The sequence below is a fragment of the Microbulbifer mixtoriginis (SeqCode) genome, from assembly GCF_052467945.1.
This window is the reverse complement of record NZ_CP174328.1, coordinates 957,825-978,732: the sequence shown is the minus strand read 5'-3', so window position 1 is coordinate 978,732 and position 20,908 is coordinate 957,825. Positions and strand designations below refer to the sequence as shown.

Annotated in this window: 15 protein-coding genes; 3 read left to right on the top strand and 12 right to left on the bottom strand. The window is 52.7% G+C overall.

Annotated features, from left to right (window positions below):
• Positions 1-31 precede the first annotated feature (31 nt).
• The gene (locus ACJJIJ_RS04350; protein ID WP_444938737.1) at positions 32-913 is read right to left on the bottom strand and encodes a hypothetical protein; all 882 of its coding nucleotides are present in this window, start codon (positions 911-913) and stop codon (positions 32-34) included.
• Positions 914-1,291: 378 nt separating this feature from the next.
• On the opposite strand from ACJJIJ_RS04350, the gene ACJJIJ_RS04345 reads away from it, so the two are divergent.
• The 3 genes from ACJJIJ_RS04345 (at position 1,292) to ACJJIJ_RS04335 (ending at position 4,880) form a co-directional block, all read left to right on the top strand.
• The gene (locus tag ACJJIJ_RS04345) at positions 1,292-1,834 is read left to right on the top strand and encodes a hypothetical protein (protein WP_444938736.1); all 543 of its coding nucleotides are present in this window, start codon (positions 1,292-1,294) and stop codon (positions 1,832-1,834) included.
• Positions 1,734-2,936 carry a phosphatidylinositol-specific phospholipase C domain-containing protein gene (locus ACJJIJ_RS04340; protein ID WP_444938735.1) on the top strand — a complete coding sequence of 401 codons (1,203 nt, stop codon included), beginning with the start codon at positions 1,734-1,736 and terminating at the stop codon, positions 2,934-2,936. Before ACJJIJ_RS04345 ends, ACJJIJ_RS04340 begins: the two co-directional genes overlap by 101 nt.
• A gap of 180 nt (positions 2,937-3,116) precedes the next feature.
• A complete protein-coding gene (locus tag ACJJIJ_RS04335) occupies positions 3,117-4,880 on the top strand; it encodes a M28 family metallopeptidase (protein ID WP_444938734.1) in 1,764 nt (587 codons plus the stop codon).
• Positions 4,881-5,452: 572 nt separating this feature from the next.
• Here the strand turns inward: ACJJIJ_RS04335 and ACJJIJ_RS04330 are convergent.
• The 11 genes from ACJJIJ_RS04330 to smc form a co-directional block, all read right to left on the bottom strand.
• Entirely contained in the window at positions 5,453-7,087 is a 1,635-nt protein-coding gene (locus ACJJIJ_RS04330) for an AMP-binding protein (RefSeq protein WP_444938733.1), read from the bottom strand.
• Positions 7,088-7,227: 140 nt separating this feature from the next.
• Complete coding sequence (locus ACJJIJ_RS04325; protein WP_252085347.1) at positions 7,228-7,575, bottom strand: SCP2 sterol-binding domain-containing protein; 348 nt, start codon at positions 7,573-7,575, stop codon at positions 7,228-7,230.
• An 83-nt stretch (positions 7,576-7,658) separates the two neighbouring features.
• Entirely contained in the window at positions 7,659-9,452 is a 1,794-nt protein-coding gene (locus ACJJIJ_RS04320; protein ID WP_252085346.1) for an acyl-CoA dehydrogenase C-terminal domain-containing protein, read from the bottom strand.
• A 176-nt stretch (positions 9,453-9,628) separates the two neighbouring features.
• Positions 9,629-10,699, bottom strand: coding sequence for an AraC family transcriptional regulator (locus ACJJIJ_RS04315; RefSeq protein ID WP_252085345.1), 1,071 nt, complete (start codon positions 10,697-10,699; stop codon positions 9,629-9,631).
• A gap of 4 nt (positions 10,700-10,703) precedes the next feature.
• Positions 10,704-10,904, bottom strand: a complete 201-nt coding sequence (locus ACJJIJ_RS04310; protein ID WP_252085344.1) for a hypothetical protein — start codon at positions 10,902-10,904, stop codon at positions 10,704-10,706.
• A 339-nt stretch (positions 10,905-11,243) separates the two neighbouring features.
• Positions 11,244-12,632, bottom strand: a complete 1,389-nt coding sequence (locus ACJJIJ_RS04305) for a class II fumarate hydratase (RefSeq protein WP_444938732.1) — start codon at positions 12,630-12,632, stop codon at positions 11,244-11,246.
• 58 nt (positions 12,633-12,690) lie between these two features.
• Positions 12,691-13,137 carry a DUF4399 domain-containing protein gene (locus ACJJIJ_RS04300; protein ID WP_444938731.1) on the bottom strand — a complete coding sequence of 149 codons (447 nt, stop codon included), beginning with the start codon at positions 13,135-13,137 and terminating at the stop codon, positions 12,691-12,693.
• A gap of 294 nt (positions 13,138-13,431) precedes the next feature.
• Positions 13,432-13,866, bottom strand: a complete 435-nt coding sequence (locus tag ACJJIJ_RS04295) for a hypothetical protein (protein ID WP_152456343.1) — start codon at positions 13,864-13,866, stop codon at positions 13,432-13,434.
• Positions 13,867-14,077: 211 nt separating this feature from the next.
• The gene (gene ligA / locus ACJJIJ_RS04290; protein WP_444938730.1) at positions 14,078-16,129 is read right to left on the bottom strand and encodes an NAD-dependent DNA ligase LigA; all 2,052 of its coding nucleotides are present in this window, start codon (positions 16,127-16,129) and stop codon (positions 14,078-14,080) included.
• A gap of 155 nt (positions 16,130-16,284) precedes the next feature.
• Entirely contained in the window at positions 16,285-17,319 is a 1,035-nt protein-coding gene (gene zipA / locus ACJJIJ_RS04285; protein WP_444938729.1) for a cell division protein ZipA, read from the bottom strand.
• A 23-nt stretch (positions 17,320-17,342) separates the two neighbouring features.
• Positions 17,343-20,846 (bottom strand): chromosome segregation protein SMC, encoded by a 3,504-nt coding sequence (gene smc, locus ACJJIJ_RS04280; protein ID WP_444938728.1) that lies wholly within the window; start codon positions 20,844-20,846, stop codon positions 17,343-17,345.
• Positions 20,847-20,908: the final 62 nt, after the last annotated feature.

Sequence of the window (20,908 nt, the reverse complement as noted above, 5' to 3'; positions counted from 1 at the left end):
TCTCCGAAATAAAGCTGAGCCTATCAGCAATTCACTTTACAGGTCGCTCAACAAACCAGGCCAGCCCCATCTGGCTGCGCCGTTGACGAGAGATCTGCCCGCTGTGTAAATCCTCCCAAATTAAATCAAGCTCACCTGCAGTACTAACTTTAGCCCCCCAAAGAACCTTACTTTTTGCATATTGGTTAATACTGGAATCCAGGAAATGCTTTGGAAGAAAAGTTTGCGGTAATTGCGCAATGACTTCTCCCTCAGGTGAAATTTGCACTGAGATAGGTACCAGTTCCGCTACTTTGTTTGCAGCAATTTCTTTTTCTAATTTTTCCTTTGTCAAATCTAGCCTACCAAGCCGTATCGCCCACCCTCCTTCCACAGCATCCACTAACTGGGACTTTTCACCTTCAATAGTGCTACCGGCGCGATCATGTTGAAACACCATTTGCCAGGTTTTACGAGGGGGCTCGGTAAAGCACCAGATTGAATGGACGCGATCTTCATTTATTCTATTGGAGTGTTCAAAACGTCCGAGTAGAATTCCACGACTATCCAGCAGACCATGCCACTGCCCAAAATCTGTGGAAAGCTCTATTTTTCCATCCTCAACTCTGGGAATTTGTCGGTGTACAGACTGGACCTTGGTCGCCACCTCTCCCGATACCACACTGGTAAATTGTGCATCTGACCAATGCGTGAGATCTGATTGTTTATCTCCATCGAAATCCAAATCCCAGCCCACCCGCATTGGTTCCCCACTGAGGGCAACATTCACTAGTCTCTGCTTGGAACCAGCAATCACAACTCCATCAAAATCTATTTCCAGAATGGGATTGGCACAATACGCTGACTGATACGCATTGGCAGCAACAGAAAAACCAAAGAATAAACTTATCAACAAACACTTTATTTTTATCATTTTAAGCACCGGCAATTATTCAACATTAAATTAGAGAGCAATATACTTTCCCCTCTTGTAACGCATAAAATTTTATACCTCACTTACAAGAACTCAAAAAAGAATAAAAGCTGAAATCACTTAAACTCAAGTCAAACCGATGTACACTTTGCAGAGCACCCCCAAAAGCAACTAATCATATGCAAGTACTGCTATCTTGGAGAACGACCAAAGAGCAATATAAAATTTAAAAAAATATAGATTTTATTGATTCAGAATAGCCCAATATTGGCACCCCATAAATCCACTTAAAATTGGATGAAATAGTATCGCAACTTCAAATCCTGAGTTCCCCCCCTTCCTAAAGCAAAAGGAGAAAAATGTTCAGATCAAACATCTATGACTTATGGCAATAGCCAAAAAGAAAAAAAGACCCACCAACCCATCACACAGCTTCCGAGGCAAGTGGGCATAAGGGGTTTATCATGCCAACAACTCTGCCCTATGGCATCAATAGCGACCCTTAACTGGAGTATTTTTGCATTAAAAAACCCCGCAAAAATGGAATACCTGGTCACTACAGAACATTATCAATGGGATATTGGAACTTTCTATCCAAGCAATCCCAACAAAACCAAACCAATATCCCAAAAGCTGCTAAATCACACCACTTTCTCTAGACAGAAAAATCCGCCCATAGTAAAAAAAGAAAACAATAAAAAGGTACCAATAGGGTTCCGCAAAATAATTGAGCAAAAAAGATTAAAAAATCTTTCTCTTTATCTTAAAACCCCAAACGAACGAAAAGGCTATCCATCCAGAAAGCCCCCGGAGAATAATAATGAAACTCAATATCATGCAATCAATCCAGATTACAGCCGTTTTGTCGCTGCTTATCTGTTCACCACTATGGGCAGACACAGTTTCCGACTTTCAAAATAGCTGGACAGGCAGAGCCCTGGACCTGCAACGTAAAATCGATAACCACACCCCAATGAGTGAGAATAATATTCTCGGTACCCACAACACTTACAACTCAGAGGTCTATCGAGCCTGTAATTTCTCCGTTGGTTGCCGCTATCTCGACCCCCAGCAGGAATACTCCATTAAGGATCAACTGCGAATGGGAGCAAGATTTATTGAACTGGACGTCCACTGGACGGCAAAAATGGAGAACCTCTTCTCCTACCCCAAACGCCTGCTGCTTTGCCATGGGCTCTGCAGCCTGAACGACAAGTATGCTACCGAGGGCTTTAATGAGGTGAAAGCCTGGCTTGAGGACAGCGCCAATCAGGATGAGGTTATTATCCTATACATTGAAGACCACTCCGACGGACGCCACCAGGATCTTTACGACCAGATTACCAGCCGCTTTGGCAACAGAATCTACTACAGCGGCGGCTGCCAGAGTATTCCAAGCACCTTGACCAAGAATCAGGTGCTGGCTGCCGGAAAACAGGTTGTCGTATGGAAAGATGGCGGATGCTCGGGTAATAGCAGCATGAAGAATATGGCATTTACCGGCCTCGGTGAGATTGGTCGCGTCTGGGAAGACAGCACCACTATCGGCACCATTGGAGAAATCTTCAATGGCGGTATTGAGAGGATCACCGCTAACGATGTACGCAATGGCTTTGCCCAGGGTCATAACATTATCAACCTGGACAATATGAATACTAGTGACGGCCGTATCGCCGCCGCAATCTGGTCCTGGGATCAGAACGAACCCAATAACCTCAACAATGAAGACTGTGCAATGCAGTGGGGTAACGGACGTTGGAATGATGCCAACTGCAGCAATCAATACAGCTTCGCCTGCAAGAATGTAACCGACGGTAGCTGGGTCGCCACTGCCTCTACCGGACCCTGGGCTTACGGTAGCGCCAACTGCCAAGCCCTTGGCAGCCAGTACGTCTTTGAGGTACCCACCAACAGCAAAGACAACCAAGCCCTAAAAGCAGCGAAGGAAGCCACGGGCTACGACAAGATCTGGATTAACTATCAAGACCAATCCACTGAAGGCCAGTGGCTGCGCAGCGAGTAATCCCAGCCCAACTCTTCACTTACAAACATCCTTTAGAGTCCGCGTTAGTATGCGCGGGCTCTCCCTTTTCACTTCCCAGCGATACCAGCCTGCTTGACTAGCCGACTACCGAAGAATTGTCGTTAGTTTGCTCTATATCGTGCATAATCCGTGTCTGAGCAAGACTCACAGGACATAATTATGCGAATCCCTACTCTTTGGCGTCGCCTCGGTTTGACCATTGCCGTCGGCAGCGCACTAACCGCTTGTGGCAAAAGCACCACTGAAGCGGCCAAGCCGGAGGCTGATCACAACGCAGCCCATGCCGAACACCACCATGCTGACAGTGCCAAGTTATCTCTCAGTGAAGCCGAACAGGCTCAGGTCGATGCCATAGCTGCAGACCTGCACAAACACATTGCGATCCTTGCTTCCGACAAGTTTGAAGGGCGCGCTCCCGCTACCAAGGGTGAAGAGCTCACCGTGAATTACCTGGCGGAGCAATTCAAGGCGCTGGGCCTGGAGCCTGGGGCTATGGATGCGGCCGGCAAACCCAGCTGGTTCCAGCAAGTCCCTATCGTGGAAATGGAAATTGAAACCACTCCCCTGACATTCAAGGGCGATGGTTTCGAGCAAAACCTGCAACCAATAGACGATATGGTGGCCTTCACCCAGAGACAGACCGCAGGCTCTTCCCTGGAGAACAGCGAGTTGGTATTTGTGGGCTACGGCATTGTCGCTCCAGAAAATAACTGGAACGATTACGCCGGATTGGATATGAAAGGCAAGACTGCGGTTATTTTGGTGAATGACCCCGGTTACGCGACCCAGGACAAGGCCTTGTTCAATGGCAATGCCATGACCTATTACGGCCGTTGGAGCTACAAGTTCGAGGAAGCCGCCCGCCAAGGAGCTGACGGTGCGATTATCATTCATGAGACCGGTGCTGCGGGCTATCCATGGGAAGTGGTTAGTGGCTCCTGGTCCGGTGCGCAAGTCAGCCTCGAAGCCGAAAATAAGAATGCAGACCGGGTTGCTATTGAAGCTTGGATGACCAATCAAGCCGCCAATACGCTATTCCGCTCCGCCGGCCTCGATCTGCAAAAGGAAATGGACGCAGCCAAAACTCAGGGCTTCAAACCCAAGGCTCTGGGGATAACCGCCAGCGTACAACTGAAAAACAGCCTGCAGAAGTCTAATTCTCGCAACGTGGTTGCCAAGCTTTCGGGCAACAAGCACCCCGACGAGGTGATTGTCTACACCGCGCACTGGGACCACCTGGGCGTTAACAAAAATGCAGATGGTGAAGACCAGATCTTTAACGGGGCCGTCGATAATGCCACCGGTACCGCTGGTTTAATCGCTATGGCCGCTGAGGCGGTGAAGCTGGATCGCCCAGAGCGCTCACTGCTGTTCGTTGCCGTAACGGCTGAAGAGTCAGGCCTGCTCGGCTCCAAGTACTACGCCGAAAAACCTGTCGCTCCTTTGGAGAAAACCGTTGCTGGCATTAACTTTGATGCCATGAACGTATTGGGCCCAGCCCGCGACATTACTGTAATCGGTTATGGCAGCAGTGAGCTGGAGCAAATGCTGGAGGTATCCGCCAAAGGACAAGGCCGCTATTTAGCCCCGGAAGAGCACCCGGAGCGCGGCTACTTCTATCGTTCAGATCATTTCAGCCTGGCGAAGAAAGGCGTGCCCATGCTGTATTTCGACTCCGGCAGCGACAACTTTGAGCATGGCCGCGAGTGGGCCCAGGCAAAAGGTGCCGAGTATGTTAGCCAGCACTACCACAAGCCTGGCGATGAGTACGACCCCTCTTGGAATCTGAAGGGCTCGGCAATGGACCTGCAGCTTGGCCTAAAACTAGGCCTGAAACTGGCCAACAGCCGCGATTGGCCCAACTGGTATGAGGGCAACGAGTTCCGCGCAATTCGCGATGCGAGTGCCGAAGCCCGTAAGTAACCCTCTCTCCAGCCACTCTACGGCAGTGATACCATCAGCACTACTGCCGTAGAGTCCATATCCCCCTCATCGACCTTGCCACCACTATAAACTCTTTGGAAATTGATTCATTCAGTTTTGCAGCACCTGCCGTCACTTTAATCGCGAGGCATGGCAATCGGACAAAAGCTAAACTCCCCCTAGACAAGATAAAAATACCCAAGCAAATCCTAGATAATTGTCACGCGTTATAGAGAGCCCCCTTCCATTAGACCTGTGTACATCGGGGTGAGGATAGCCTACTAATAAATGGTCACTTTAACTTCAATGGGTTATCCCAAAAAAAGATAAGGAAATTAACAATAAAAAAAGTTGGCCACGAAAGCATTAACAGCGGAAAGGTCCGAGCACTTTTTCAAGGTGCACTTAAGTGTTCTAGTCGCAACTGAAGATATATTGAAACAGTTGAGACCAGCGGAGAATGGCAGATTTAAACAGGCTTACTAGGGGGCGGGATTTAGGAAACGGCTATCGTTGGCGACACATCCTTGTGTCGCAGTTATCCGCCAATTAATTGCCGGATAAACTTATAACTAAGCGCCGATAGCATCCTTTTTCTTCAGTTCTTCATCGCGAAGTTCACGACGCAGGATTTTACCGACATTAGTCTTTGGCAAATCTTCACGGAACTCGACCTTTCTCGGCACCTTGTATGCCGTCATATTCTCTCGACAGAAAGCGATAACTTCTTTCTCAGTCAAAGACGGGTCAGCCTTGATAACAAAAAGCTTCACCTGTTCACCACTTTTTTCATCGGGAATACCAATTGCAGCGGCTTCGGTCACTTTTGGATGGGCACTGACGATATCTTCAATTTCGTTGGGATATACGTTGAAGCCAGACACAATAATCATGTCCTTCTTGCGATCCACAATCTTGATGTATCCATCATCCTGAATCACCGCCATATCACCGGTGTTCAACCAACCTTCACTATCGAGGGTATCGGCAGTGGCTTCTGGGCGCTGCCAGTATCCCTTCATTACCTGGGGACCACGCACACAGAGCTCACCGGGAGAGTTATTCGGCAGATCGTTGCCATTTTCATCCACGACTTTAACTTCAGTTCCCGGAACCGGGATACCCACAGTACCCAGCTGTACGCCCTCGGTGGGGTTAAAAGAAACAACCGGAGAAGTCTCGGTCATACCGTAGCCTTCCATAACCACACAGCCGGTCATATCTTCCCAGCGCTTGGCAGTGTCTCTGGTCAGAGCCATACCACCAGAAGCCGTGGAGTGCAGTTTGCTGAAATCCAATTCGGCAAAATCTTTATTCAGCATCAAGCCATTAAACAGGGTGTTCAGACCAACAAAGCCGGTAAAGCGCTGCCCCTTCAAGGTTTTCACAAAGCCGGGAATATCGCGCGGGTTTGGAATCAGCAGAGAGTGGTTGCCGGTGGAGAAAAGGCACATGCAATGGATAGTGAAAGCGTAAATATGGTAGAGCGGCAGCGGCGCAATATAGAACTCCTCACCCTCTTTCATACCACTACCAAACGCTTCAAGAACCTGCTGCATATTGGCAACCAGGTTGCGATTGGTCAGCATCGCACCCTTGGCAACACCGGTGGTGCCACCGGTGTATTGCAACACGGCGATATCTTCTGGTGCGCGCTCAACATCCTCACTGCCCTGCTGTGCACCGAGAGCCAGTACCTCACGGAAATTTACCTGCTGGGCAAAAGAGAATTCCGGCACCATTTTTTTGATGTGCTTGGCAACGCCGTTGATCAGAACCCGCTTTAAAGGGCTGTGCAGGTCTGCGATCTCAGTAACGATCACTTTCTCCACACTGGTTTCAGCAACAACAGCCGAAGCGGTATCAGCGATATTCGCCAGTACAACCAATGCTTTGGCACCGGAGTCATTCAACTGGTGCTTTAATTCACGCTGGGTATACAGCGGATTGGTATTGACGACCACAAGTCCAGCTCGCAAAGCACCAAATACAACTACAGGGTACTGCAGTACATTGGGCAGCTGGATAGCGATGCGATCACCGGGCTTCAAATTGGTGTGATTTTGCAAATAAGATGCGAATTTCGCGCTCAAGGTGTCGATATCACCGACAGTCAGAGTTCGCCCCAGGCAGGTGAAAGCCGGTCGGTCACCAAATTTGGCGCAAGCGCCTTTAAATACATCGAGAATGCTGCGATCAATGTCCAACTCTCTTCTCCCATTCCTGATTGTTGTTATCGCTTGCTCACATCTCTCGCCCTTATAGACGAAACCTGCCATTTTTCGGAGCCAGCGAGAATTTATTTATTGTTTGTAGTATGTTGCGAGACAATAAAAAAGAGACTTATTCATGCCTCTCCAAATCCATCGTCCTCTTTACCCTGCGCAGGAAACAAACCTGCCAACGCAGCGGCCAATTCTCTATCTCCAGAGTACTGGACATCTCCCAACAAAAAAGCATGTCTAGCGTTTAAATGGCCAGCCAAAATCGCATTCAAAGTGTGATTAGCCATTTCCAATATTAGCGCCGGTTCTTCCGTTTGCCCGAACTCAGAAACCACTTCGAGATCATTCGGAGCTCCTTTTACGTAAACATAAAAGTCACAGGCATCCGGCAGGCGGAACTGTACCCGAGCAAGTGGGTGCAAACAAGCTATGCGCCGCAGGCGCTCCTGAACTGAATCCGGCAATTGCATCGGAATGTCTCCGTCATTGGCCACTTCGGCGCCGGTAAAAAAAACCGCCGGTGAAGACCGGCGGTTTTTTATTGAGATTGGATTTAGAACGCGAAATGTTCTGCGTCCAGATCCATCAGGTTGGCCGCACCGCTCAGCATGGTTTCAGCATGACTGGAGGTACGCGGAAGGATGCGCTCGAAATAGAAACGGGCAGTCTTCAGCTTGGCTTGATAGAAATCTACTTCAGCAGTGCCTTCAGCTAACTTCTCGTTAGCTACTTTAGCAGCACGCGCCCACAGGTAACCCAGCACGGTGTAGCCGGAGAACATCAGGTAATCCACGGAAGCCGCACCAACTTCGTCCGCATTCTCCATGGCCTTACCGCCTACGTGCAGAGTCAGGTCGCCCCACTGCTTGTTCAGCTCTTGCAGCTTGGTAACAAAAGGCGCAAGCGCTTCATTATCAATTTCCGCCTGGCAGAACTTGTGCACTTTCTTGGTGAAGTGGCGCAGCAGCTCACCCTGACTCATCAATACCTTACGACCCAGCAGGTCGAGTGCTTGAACGCCAGTGGTACCTTCGTAGATGGTGGAGATACGCGCATCGCGCACATTCTGCTCCATGCCCCACTCGGCGATGTAGCCGTGGCCACCGAAGCACTGCAGGCCCAGGTTGGCAGACTCAAGACCGGCTTCGGTAATGAATGCTTTAGCGATCGGCGTTAGGAATGCCAGCAGATCTTCCGCTTCTTTCTTCGCTTCCTCATCACCTTTATGAGTGATGTCAACCAGTTGCGCACAAGTAACAACCAACATACGGCTGCCTTCAGAGATGGCCTTTTGGGTCATCAGCATGCGACGTACATCAGGGTGCACGATAATTGGGTCAGCGGGACCCTCTGGGTTCTTAACGCCAGACAGGGAGCGCATTTGCAGGCGATCTTTAGCGTAAGCCAAGGACTTCTGGAAGCCGATTTCGGAGTGGGCAAGGCCCTGCAAAGCGGTACCCAGACGCGCAGTATTCATAAAGGTGAACATGTAGTTCAGACCTTTGTTGGGCTCGCCAATCAGGAAGCCTTTAGCACCGTCAAAGTTCAGTACTGCGGTGGCATTACCATGAATACCCATCTTGTGTTCCAGAGAACCACATACAACACCGTTGCGCTCACCGATAGAGCCATCAGCGTTAGGCATAAACTTGGGCACGATGAACAGGGAGATCCCCTTGGTGCCAGCCGGCGCATCTGGGAGGCGTGCCAGCACGATATGCACGATGTTGTCGGTCATGTCGTGCTCACCGGCGGAGATAAAGATCTTGGTACCGGTAATCGCGTAAGAACCGTCGTCGTTGGGCTCAGCCTTGGTGCGCAGGATACCCAGGTCGGTACCACAGTGAGGCTCGGTCAGACACATGGTGCCGGTCCAGCTGCCTTCAACCAGCTTGGTCAGATAAACCGCCTTCTGCTCGTCGGTACCGTGCTCTTCCAGGGTGTTCATGGCACCATGGGAAAGACCGGGGTACATACCCCAAGACCAGTTAGCAATACCCACCATTTCACTCATGATGGTGCCCAGAGAGGGCGGCAGGCCCTGACCGCCGTATTCGGGATCGTGGGGCAGCGCCGGCCAGCCGGCTTCTACAAACTGCTGATAGGCCTCTTTAAAGCCTTCTGGAGTGGTGACTTCACCGTCTTTCCAGGTACAGCCCTGTTGGTCGCCGATCTGATTCAGCGGAGCCAGTACGTTTTCACAGAACTTAGCACCCTCTTCCAGGATGGCATCCACGACATCAGGAGTGGCCTCCTCAAAACCCAGAGACTCGTAATGCTTATCTGAGTCCAGCATCTCGCGCATTACGAAACGCATTTCACGCAGTGGCACTTTGATATCGGTCATCCTGATACCCTCAATTCGGTTATGTTAAGACCAGCCAGAAACTGCCCGGTCATATTTGTGACTAATTAATAAGATTGGTTCATCATAGTAGTAAGGCTACAGCCCTCTCTATGGCGAAATCCGTCCAAAGCGGTGACAAATCGAGGCGGGAATTCGAAAAAATGTGACCAGGCCAGTCAAATATCCAGGCCAGCAGCGGCTCGACCCCCGCGGCGGTATTCGCCTGGCGTGATCCCAGTCCACTTCTTAAAGGCGCGGAAAAAAGCACTGGATTCATCAAACCCGAGCATCTCGGCAATCTGTCCATTGGAGAGATCCGGGCAACTCAGGTAGTGGAATGCCGCTTCCATACGGCACTCATCTTTCAGTTTCTGGTAAGAAGTGCCCTCTTGCTGTAGGCGGCGGCGCAAAGTTGTCACCGACATATTGAGCCGCTCTGCCACAGCTTCGGCGGCGGGCATGGACTCGCTGACATCCCTGTTGAGGATGGTTTTAACCTTGGTTTTGATGCTGTTGGCGCTGCCGTCGCTAATCACCAGATGATAAGGCGCGGTGCGGATAAAATCCTCCACCATCTGGGGGCTCTGCACCACCGGGTAATCGAGATAACGTGCATCGTACTCGAGGGCATTGAATGGCTGCTCAAAAGACAGTTCGCCCGCTTCGCTCTGAGCCAAGCTGCGAAACTCTTCCGGACAGGAGAAAGAAAAATGCAAACGTGCCAGCGGGATTTCACGCCCTGCCAACCAGCAGTAGAAACGGTGCCAAACTGCCAAGGTAGTGCGCACCACACTGGGGCTAGTGGCGGCCAACAGCCGATCAAACTCCCCTTTTTCCAGGGAGCTGATACCGTGGATTTCTACCCGCACGCGGCCATTTTCTCCATCCTGCAGCTCCGGCTTCACCTTAAAGCCGCGACAGATCTCCATAAACTCGGCACAGAGCGTAATTGCCTGGCGCAGAGTGGCACAATTGACCACCGCCATACACAGCAAACGGAAAGAGCCCGAACGCACTCGCCCGCCACTGAGCATGCCAAACCATTCATTTTGGGCCAGCCACATAACCCGCTGGTAAAGACGGCCGTATTTTATCGCGGAAAATGCCGCCACACCCTCCAGCTCATGCTCATCAATACCGACCGACTCGAGCAGTTCGGCTTTGTCGCAGCCGTGGCGTATCGCCTCCTCTAGCAATCGCTCCAGGTAGGCAATGGGTATACGAATATCCTCTTCTGATGCCGCCATCTGTCTACTTTCGCCTGCGTAACCAGCTCAATACGGCCCCAAAACCCAACGCAGCTGCAATAATGACAAACAGCGCTAACAGCAAAAGGACCAGGTAATAAAGGACATCCTTGACAGGCAGGTCCCAGCTAAAGATCGCCGCCGCAACAAATGCGACACAGGCGAGCACGCTGGTAATAAAGGAGCGGCGACTTTTATTGGCCATGGTGATCTGGATACATTGATTTTTAAAACAGGTGAGATAGCCACTTCTTGTGGCGCTACCATTGTATTGTCGGCACCTAAGAGCCTGTAAAAAGCCCCCATGAAACATTGTGAAATTAATCAAATGTTCCCCAGCTACCGACGCGGCGTCGAATCGTGAGGGATCGGCAGGTATCTGTCAACGCCGCAGGAGGCGCAAATGCCCAGAAGAATGCTGGAACCCGAAGATCAGGCTACCCTGCTGCGTCTCTTCCGCTGGATGATACTTATGACACTGATTGTCACCCTGATAATGCTGGGCATCGCGGTCTTCGCCTAACCCCCCCTATTTAAAGAGTCGCTACTCCCCCACCAACCCTCCCTTCGCCAGATGTGCCGGATCCAGCAGTCCCTCAAGAGTTTTGCGATCCAAATCGGTCATCTCCAGCGCCACATCCATCACCGGACGACCACTTTTATAGGCCGCTTTAGCAATTTCAGCGGCCTTCAGATACCCGATGACCGGATTCAGGGCGGTAACCAAGATAGGGTTCCGCCCCAGGGTTTCGTCAATATGGGCGCGATTCACGGTAAAGCTTGCGATAGCCCGATCCGCCAGCAACTGCGCTGCATTGGCGAGCAAGTGAACGCTCTCCAACAATGTGCTGGCCACCAGGGGCAGCATTACATTTAACTGGAAATTGCCACTTTGTCCGGCCACTGTGATGGTTGCGTCGTTACCCATCACCCTTGCCGCCACCATTGCGGCAGACTCAGCAATTACCGGGTTCACCTTGCCGGGCATAATACTACTGCCCGGCTGCAGGGCTTTGAGCTCAATCTCCTTGAGACCTGCCAAGGGACCACTGTTCATCCAACGCAAGTCATTGGCAATCTTCATCATGGATACAGCCAAAACCTTGAGCTGCCCAGACAGCTCCACTGAAGTATCCTGGCTGGAAATCGCCTCAAAAAAATTCTCCGCTGGGCGGAATTGCTGAGAAGTGTGTGCACTCAACTTTTGCGCAAAAAGCTCGGCAAAGTCAGCGTGGGCATTGAGACCAGTACCCACCGCCGTGCCGCCTTGGGCCAACTGTGCCAGGCGCGGCATACAGCCACGGATGCGCTCTCGACCAGCTTCCACCTGTGCCGCCCAACCACTCAGCTCCTGGGCCATAGTGATAGGAACAGCATCCATCAGATGGGTTCGGCCTGTCTTGACCACGCTCTCCAGCTCGACGCTCTTATTACATATTCCAGTATGAAGGTTACGCAACGCCGGCAGCAGCTTGTCGCGCACTGCCAGCAGAGCCGATACATGTATCGCCGTGGGAATCACGTCATTACTGCTTTGACTCATATTGACATGATCATTGGGGCTAATAGACAAGCCATTGCCCTCTGCAGCGAGGTGCGCCAGCACCTCGTTCACATTCATATTTGAACTGGTGCCGGAACCGGTTTGGTAAATATCCACAGGAAAATGGCGCGCAAACTCCTCATCGCCAAGTCGATCACAGGCGTCGATAATCGCTTTCGCCCTCGCCTTATCCAGCAAGCCCAGATCCCTGTTGGCCTCGGCAGCAGACTTTTTAATCAGCACTATGGCCCGGAGAAATTCAGCGGGTAGGGGCTTGCCACTGACAGGGAAGTTCTCTACGGCACGCTGGGTCTGTGCTCCGTAAAGCGCCTCCTGTGGCACTTGGATCTCGCCGAGACTGTCCTTTTCAATGCGGAATTTATCGCCCATTTGTGTCCCTCAGGGTGCACTCTTGTGCACCGTTCAGAAATGTGGAATTGCCCGGGATCTACTCGACTACAACGGTAATCTTTTTCGATACCACCGGATTCTTGTGAGGCACATGCATATAGTTGCCCAGCACCAGTTGTAGCGTATGTTTACCAGGCGGCAAGGTGACTTGTGTCTCTGTCTGACCACCACCAAAGTGAATGATATTTTCAGTCGCGGGCAGGGGCTTACTCAGGTCCGGCATATCATCCACATCAATCAACAGGTGGTGGTGACCGGTATTTTCACGCTCTACACCCGCCGGAGCCACACCCATGCCGGACAGGCCAAATTTCACAGTGAAAGTCTGTGGCACCTTCTCGCCATCTTTCGGGGAGATAATATAGAGCTTGGTTTGCTGCGGGGCCTTTTCCGCAGCTTCGGTCTTGCTGCCGTGTTCCGCAGCTTGTAACAGCGGCGACAATATCAAGGCACTGGCGAAAAGTAGAGAGTTCACTTTGATCATAATCTTTGCTTCCTGATAAGGCGCCTACGGCGCCAATTCTTATCATCTGGCTGAACAGCCCACCAACCCCACATTCTACGGCGGGGTGGCAAACAGCACTTTACCAGACCAAAGTCCCACTGAAAGGGGGATTCAGGGAATATAGTTGCCGAACCGAAGGCGAGCGCCAAAATCTGTGACTGACGCCTCGCGAAAAGCCTTAGGCAGAGGAAGACTCTGTAAAGAAGGAGTATTAAGAGCTAAAAGAAAAGACCCAGGATACCGGGGATTGAGACGCGGAGTGAGCTTGCCAAGTTAAACACTCACCCGCCCCTCCTGAGTCCATTCACAGCGTACCTGCATGTCGCCACTACCGGGTTCATGATAGAGGCCAGCAGCCTCCCAACTAAAGGAGTGCACTCCGGAAAGCTCGGTTTCCAAATGCACAGTGGCGGACACCCAGTACATGCTTCTCAGCAATTCCTCAAACTTCTGAATCCACATATCCCATTCATACTCTACCGCACGATAGGAGGCACCAAAGTGGATCACATCCGTTTGGTATTGGGATTGCTTCATTTTAATGGTGGGAATAGAAAACATATCGCGACAGAGAAAGGGCCACTCGTCGGCACTGGGCAGAGCGAGTACCGCATTGCGGTTAATACGACGGCGTTCGCTACCTCCGGCAAGGCTATTGCTGTCTTTGATACAACCGTAGACTATGGATTCCTGATCGCCCTGAAGCATTAATTCCTTTCCTTACCGCAGCGCCACCGGACATCAGGTACCCAGGGCAAAAAAGATCTAGGAGATGCACTTTAACGGCGAAGCGGCCAGAAAGCCATAACTCCACAGGTGATCATTGGCATTACCATAGTCATCGCCGATTTATTTATAAATAATTTGTGAGATTTAACGGGAGGCGCGAGCACCAATTCACAGTGCCCGCAGCGACAGATTAAATTTCAAATCCCCGTTGGCGCAACATATCCATCAGACCCTCTTCATCCATCACCGGAATGTCCAACTCCCGTGCCTTGTTCAATTTTGAACCGGCACCGGGGCCCGCCACTACATGGTGCGTTTTTGCAGAGACACTACCAGCCACCTTGGCACCAAGACGTTGCAGGTAATCCTTGGCCTCGCTGCGTGACAGCGTTTCCAATTTTCCAGTCAGCACCCAGGTCTGGCCCGCCAGGGGTTGCTCCTCGGCTGCGACTTCTTCCACCACCCAGTGCACACCCGCCTGGCGCAAGGCTTCGACCTCCTCCTGGGCGTGAGATTGCTGGAAGAACTCGGCAACAAAATGGGCAACAACAGGTCCCACATCTTCCACCTCCTGTAGCGCCTCTTCACTGGCCGCCATCAATACCTCCAGGGAGCCGAAATGGCGAGCTAGGTTACGCGCAGTCGCCTCTCCCACCTCGCGAATACCCAGGGCATAAAGGAATTTGGGCAGGGTTGTATCTTTGCTGCGCTCCAAGGCATCGAGTAGATTTTGTGCAGATTTCTGTCCCATGCGCTCGAGCCCGGCAACCTGCTCGAGATCGAGGTGGTAGAGGCCGGAAACCGAGTGCAGCAACCCCTCATCCACCAACTGCTCCACCAATTTGTCCCCCAGGCCATCGATATCCATCGCCTTACGCGAAGCGAAGTGTTTGATCGCCTGCTTACGCTGAGCGCTACAAATCAAACCACCACTGCAACGGGCAACGGCTTCCCCGGGAGTGGATTCTACCGGCGAATCACACACCGGGCAGTGCGCTGGAAATTCAATTACACGGGCATCTTTCGGGCGCTTACTCTCCACAACCGAAACCACCTGGGGAATCACATCCCCAGCACGGCGAATCACCACGGTATCGCCGATCATCACACCGAGGCGCTGGATTTCATCGCGATTGTGCAAAGTCGCATTGGAGACGGTTACCCCGCCCACAAACACCGGCTTAAGACGCGCCACTGGGGTCACAGCCCCAGTGCGCCCCACCTGAAACTCCACATCCAGAAGCTCAGTCATTTCTTCCTGAGCGGGAAATTTATAGGCCATAGCCCAGCGCGGCGCCCGGGCAACAAAACCCAAACGGCGCTGCAGGGGAATACTATTGACCTTAAACACAATGCCATCGATATCGTAGGGTAAGCCCTCGCGTTTATCGCCGAGCTCGCGGTGGTATTCGATGCAGGCCTGAATATCCGCCGCCAAACGCATTTCGCTATTCACCCGAAATCCCCACTGCCCCAGCAACTCGAGCGTTGCCAGATGCTCTTCCGGCAGAGAGGCCCCCTCGACTAGCCCAGTACCATAGACACAAAGCTCAAGCGGGCGCTGCGCGGTAATGCGGGAATCGAGCTGTCTAAGACTGCCCGCCGCCGCATTGCGAGGATTGACGAACAGCTTCTCGCCCGCGGCGGCAGCCTTGCGATTTAACTCGGCAAAGCCCGCCTTGGGCATATAGATTTCACCGCGCACCTCCAGCACTGTCGGATACGCAGTGACCCCCTTTTCTCGACGCAGACGCAGTGGCACCGAGCCCACAGTGCGTACATTCTGCGTTATATCTTCGCCAGTGGTGCCATCACCACGGGTCGCCGCACGCTCCAAAATGCCATTGCGATAGAGCAGACTGATAGCGATACCATCCAGCTTGGGCTCACAGGCATATTCGATTGCGCCCTTGCTATTCAGGCGGTCTCTCACCCGCCGATCAAACTCCAGCAGCTCCTCGTCGCTAAAGGCATTATCCAGAGAAAGCATGGGCACTTCGTGGCGCACTTCCGAAAAGGAGGATAGCGGCTCTGCGCCGACCCGTTGGGTAGGCGAATCCGGGCTCAGCAACTCTGGGTATTGTTGCTCTATATCCTGCAATTCTCTTAGGCGGCGATCGTACTCCACATCCGGTAATTCCGGATTATCCAACACATAATATTGATAATTAGCTTTTAGGAGCAGCTCGTGCAAAGCCTCTACTCGCTCGCGTATTGACTGGGGTATGGATTGTTTGGTCATCGACTGTTCGAGTGAAAATAAATCAAAAAAATTAAACTCAAATGCAACAACGGCCCCAGCTCGCGGAAAAGCCCTCAGGCTCAACCGCGGCCTGGGGCCGCGTTGTTACAAAGCAAGAATTGTAAAACTATGCGAACAAATAGTGTTGCAGGTTATCAGCCTTGCGCCTTACTCAGGGCCCGGCGACGCTGATACTCCACGACACGCTGACGATAGTGCTCAGCAGTCTGGGCAGTGAAAACACTGCGATTTTCATCTTTCAACTCGCCCCCGAGCAACTCGGCAATTTTGTAAGCGGTAGAAAGCATTTGATTGAATGCCTGGATCGCCTCGCCCTCAACCGGCAACGCCAGGAACATACTGACCCCCGGGGTGGCAAACTCCTCCATTTGCGCCAGGTCAAAAACACCCGGCACCACAATATTGGCCAGGCTAAATATCACCGCACCATCGGCACCGCCTCCCTCGTGGTAATGGAAGATATTCATCTCTCCAAAACGCATACCAGAGGCCACCATTACCCGCAGAAGATCGTTGCCCTCAAAGTAATCGCCTTCGGGTGCCATCACATTAATAACCAACACTTCATCGCGGACAGAGCTTTTTTCTACAGCGGATTCTTTGCTTGGCGACACAACCGCATCGGCTTCGCGGGCTTGGGGCTCATCCCGCGGGGATGTGGGCTCTATCCGCTCTTCGGTGAGCGCATTGAAGCTCTCAGACTCATCCAGCGCCGGCTCAAAGCGCTGCTCCTCGCCCACAGAATCCATCAAGGTGGGCACCTGCTCCTCCAGGTCCAGCACCCCCTGCTCATGGGCGTTGCGCTGCGGTGCACTGCCCGCGAGGGGCTTACGCGAGGAAATAAAGCTCTCCTGCACTTGGCGGTTCACATGCAGTGCATCTTCCATAGCACGCCTCTGCACAACACGCACCTGACCTGGCAATTCACTGGTTGCCGGTCGCGGCTTTGTCTCTTCCTGGGAATCTCCGGGGGTCCCACTTGTTTCAGGCGGGCGAGCCGGTTCCTGCACAAGGGGGTCCGCATCACCCCCCACTTCGGATTGCATCGCTTTGGACAGATTCCGCGATACCTTCACCGCGGCTTTCTGCCGTAAAATTGCGCGGCGTACGCCGTCCAGCACCACTACAAGCAGCACTACCACGAGGATCGTAACCAGCCAGTTATCCATTTAAGCGCTCCTCCTTTTACGCCTTATGCAGAAGCCAGCTCAGCTGCTTCTTCTACATTCACCGATACCAGGCGAGAGACACCCGGCTCATGCATGGTCACACCCAACAGCTGATCCGCCATCTCCATCGCAATCTTGTTGTGGGTAATATAGATGAACTGAACGTGTTCTGACATTTCTTTAACCATTCGTGCGTAGCGACCTACGTTAGCGTCATCGAGAGGAGCATCCACTTCGTCCAGCATACAGAAAGGTGCTGGATTCAAGCGGAAAATAGAGAATACCAGGGCGATTGCCGTCAGCGCTTTTTCCCCACCGGAGAGTAAGTGAATCGTGCTGTTGCGCTTGCCCGGCGGGCGCGCCATGATCGCGATCCCAGTATCGAGCAGGTCCTCGCCAGTCAGCTCCAGATAGGCGTTACCGCCCCCAAAAACTTTCGGGAAGAGTTCCTGCAAACCCGCATTGACCTGATCGAAGGTCTCCTTAAAGCGGCTTCTCGTCTCTTTGTCGATTTTCTTAATTGCATTTTCCAGAGTCTCCAGCGCCTCCATCAGGTCACCGTACTGGCGATCCAAATAATGTTTACGCTCAGACTCCTGTTTGTATTCATCAATAGCGGCGAGGTTGATCGGGCCCAAGCGTGAGATACGCGCGGCTACCAACTCCAGATCTTCCTGCACCTGGGGAATCGTCAAGTCCCCGGGTAGCTGTTCGAGCAGCTGATCCAAATCCTGTTCGTCTTCGCGCAGCTGTTCTACCAGGCCGTTGCGCTGCACTTCGAGGGTTTGTGCGGAGAGACGCTCCTGCTCCAACTGGGCGCGCACACCTTGTAAAGCCGCCTCAACTTTGTGCCGCTCCTGCTCCTGTTCGCGCAGCCCTGTCTCCACCTCTTCGAGTTTTTTACGGGCTTCAGCCAGCTCCGCTTCCACCTCGATACGCTCACCCAGCTTCTCCTCCAGCTCCATTTGGAAATCCTGAGAAGGGTCCTGGGTTTCAGCCATCTGCTCCTGCAGCTGGGCCCGGCGGCTACGCAAGCGCTCCAGCTGCTCGCCCATCACCTGCAACGTACGCTCCAGGGAAACCATCTGGGTGCGCACAGACTGTTCACGCATAGCCAGCTCGTGGGCGCGATCCTTGTCCTCGCGCGCACGCTGTCTGGCGGCATCCAAAGCTTCGCGCAGGGCTTCGCGCCGCTCCATCAGCATTTCGCGACGATCGGTATCATCACTCATGGCCTCCACAGCTTCCTGCAGCATCAGACGCGCCTCGGAAAGCGACTCACCTTCAATTTCCTGCTGCTCACGCACCTCGGCAATTTCCTGTTCGATGCGATTGCGGCGCTCACTCATCTGCTCGGCGCGAGCGCGGCGGGCAGAGAGTTGGCTGCGCAATTCGGCTTCGCGCCGCCCGAGTTGCTCCGAGTCGTTGCGGGCTTGCTCAATCGCCCGCTCAACACCGGTCACTTGTTCGCGCAGAGATTCACGCTGCTCACTGCACTGCTTAATCTGCTCTTCGCACAGGGATATCTCTGCTGACAGTGTTTCCAGATCCTGCTTGCGAGCGAGCACCCCAGTCTCGGCATCGCTGGCACGGCTCACTCGCAACCAGTTAGGACCCAGCCAGAGCCCATCCCGCGTCACAATAGACTCATGGGGTTGCAGGCCAGTGCGCTGTGCCAGCGCTTCATTGAGAGTGTCCGCGGTATAGATGCCGGCGAGCAGACCGGTAAGAGAGGACGGCCCCTGTACAACGCTTGCCAACGTGGGCAGCTGCCCAACGGTCGCTGCTCCCACCACGGTGCTATCGATAAAGACAGCCTGGCCATTTTGCAGCTGCTCCAAGCTCTCAGTCAGACTTTCCAACTGCTCGACGCAGACCGCCTGTAACTGTTGACCGAGAACGGTTTCCACCGCTGTTTCCCAGCCCGCTTGTGCCTGGATTTGGTCAGCCAGGCGTGGGCGATCGCTCAGGGATTGCTGCTGCAGCCAATTTTCCACCGCTTTGCCCTGCCCCAACGCAGCCTGTTGCAGCGCCTCAAGAGAAGCCTGGCGGCCCCGGCTGGTTTGCAACTGCAGGCGCAGCTGGTCCAGCTCTGTCGCCAGCTCCCGCTCGCGATTGCGTATTTCCTGCAGGGATTCTGCTCGCTCGGCAACTTCCTCGCGACGCTCCTGTACCTGCATTTCCAGCTCGGCAAGCTGTTCATTTAACTGCTGGGTTTCCTCATCATCCTCGGAAACCTGAAGGCCGGACTGCTCTGCGGTGAGCTTGTTAATCCGCTCCAGTAGTCGCTGCCCGGAAGTCTCCAGATGTTGGATGCGAGACTGCTGCACCTCTGCTTTCTGGCGAGAGCCAGAAGCCCCCTGATTAAATTGATCCCACTCGTTTTGCCAGTTGCGCATCTGCTCTTCGGCTTCGAGTAGCCCGGTGGCGGAATCCTCCTCTGCGGCGAGCACCATTTCCAGATCTGGAACAATTACTTCTAGCTCTTCCTCAAACTGGGCTGCCTTCTCGCGATCTACTTCCAGGTTGGTCTCCGCTTCGCGGAACTCCTGCTCGGTCTGGGCCAAATCGGAATGCAGGCGAGTGGAGCGCTCGCGGGCATGGGCGATACTCTGCTCCAGGCGGGCAATGTCCGCACCCACCGCATAGAAGCGTCCCTGCACTTCATTAAAACCATCGGATAACTCGTGATAGCCAACGCGCTTTTGCTCAATGCCGGTATCACAGTTCACCTGCCGGGTTACCAATTCCTCAACGGTAAGCTCCAGTTCGCCAATCTGTTGCTGCTTGGCGACAGCCTGCTCATTGAGTTCGCGGTATTTTAGGGCTTGCAAATTTGCCTTATGGCTGCGCTCTTCCTCTTTAAATCGGCTGTATTTTTCTGCCGCGGCGGACTGTCGCTCCAAGCGAGACAATTGCCGATCCAGTTCATCGCGAATGTCGGTGAGACGCTCCAGGTTTTCAGAAGTACGGCGCATACGGTTTTCCGTATCCCGCCGCCGCTCCTTGTATTTGGAAATGCCTGCAGCCTCTTCGATATAGACCCTGAGCTCCTCGGGCTTGGCCTCAATCAGCTTGGAAATCATGCCCTGTTCGATAATCGCATAACTACGCGGACCGAGACCGGTCCCCAGGAACAGATCAGTTACATCGCGGCGACGGCACTTCTCCCCATTTAGGTAATAGTTATTCTGGCCTTCGCGCGTGACCTTACGTTTTACCGAAACTTCGGAGAATGCGGCGTAGGCGCCAGTTAATTTGCCGGCAGAATTATCAAATACCAGTTCAATAGAGGCCTGGCCTACAGGTTTACGACCACTGGAGCCATTAAAGATAACGTCTGTCATAGAGTCGCCGCGCAGATTTTTTGCGGACGACTCACCCATTACCCAGCGCACAGCATCGATCGTATTCGACTTACCACAGCCGTTAGGGCCAACCACCGAGTTGAGGTTTGTCGGGAAATAAACAGTGGTGGGGTCAACAAAGGATTTGAAACCCGCAAGCTTGATGCACTTCAGACGCATGTATTCTTAAACTCGGTATTTTTATCTTTGCCGGCCCGATCACCAAGCACTCAATTGTACAT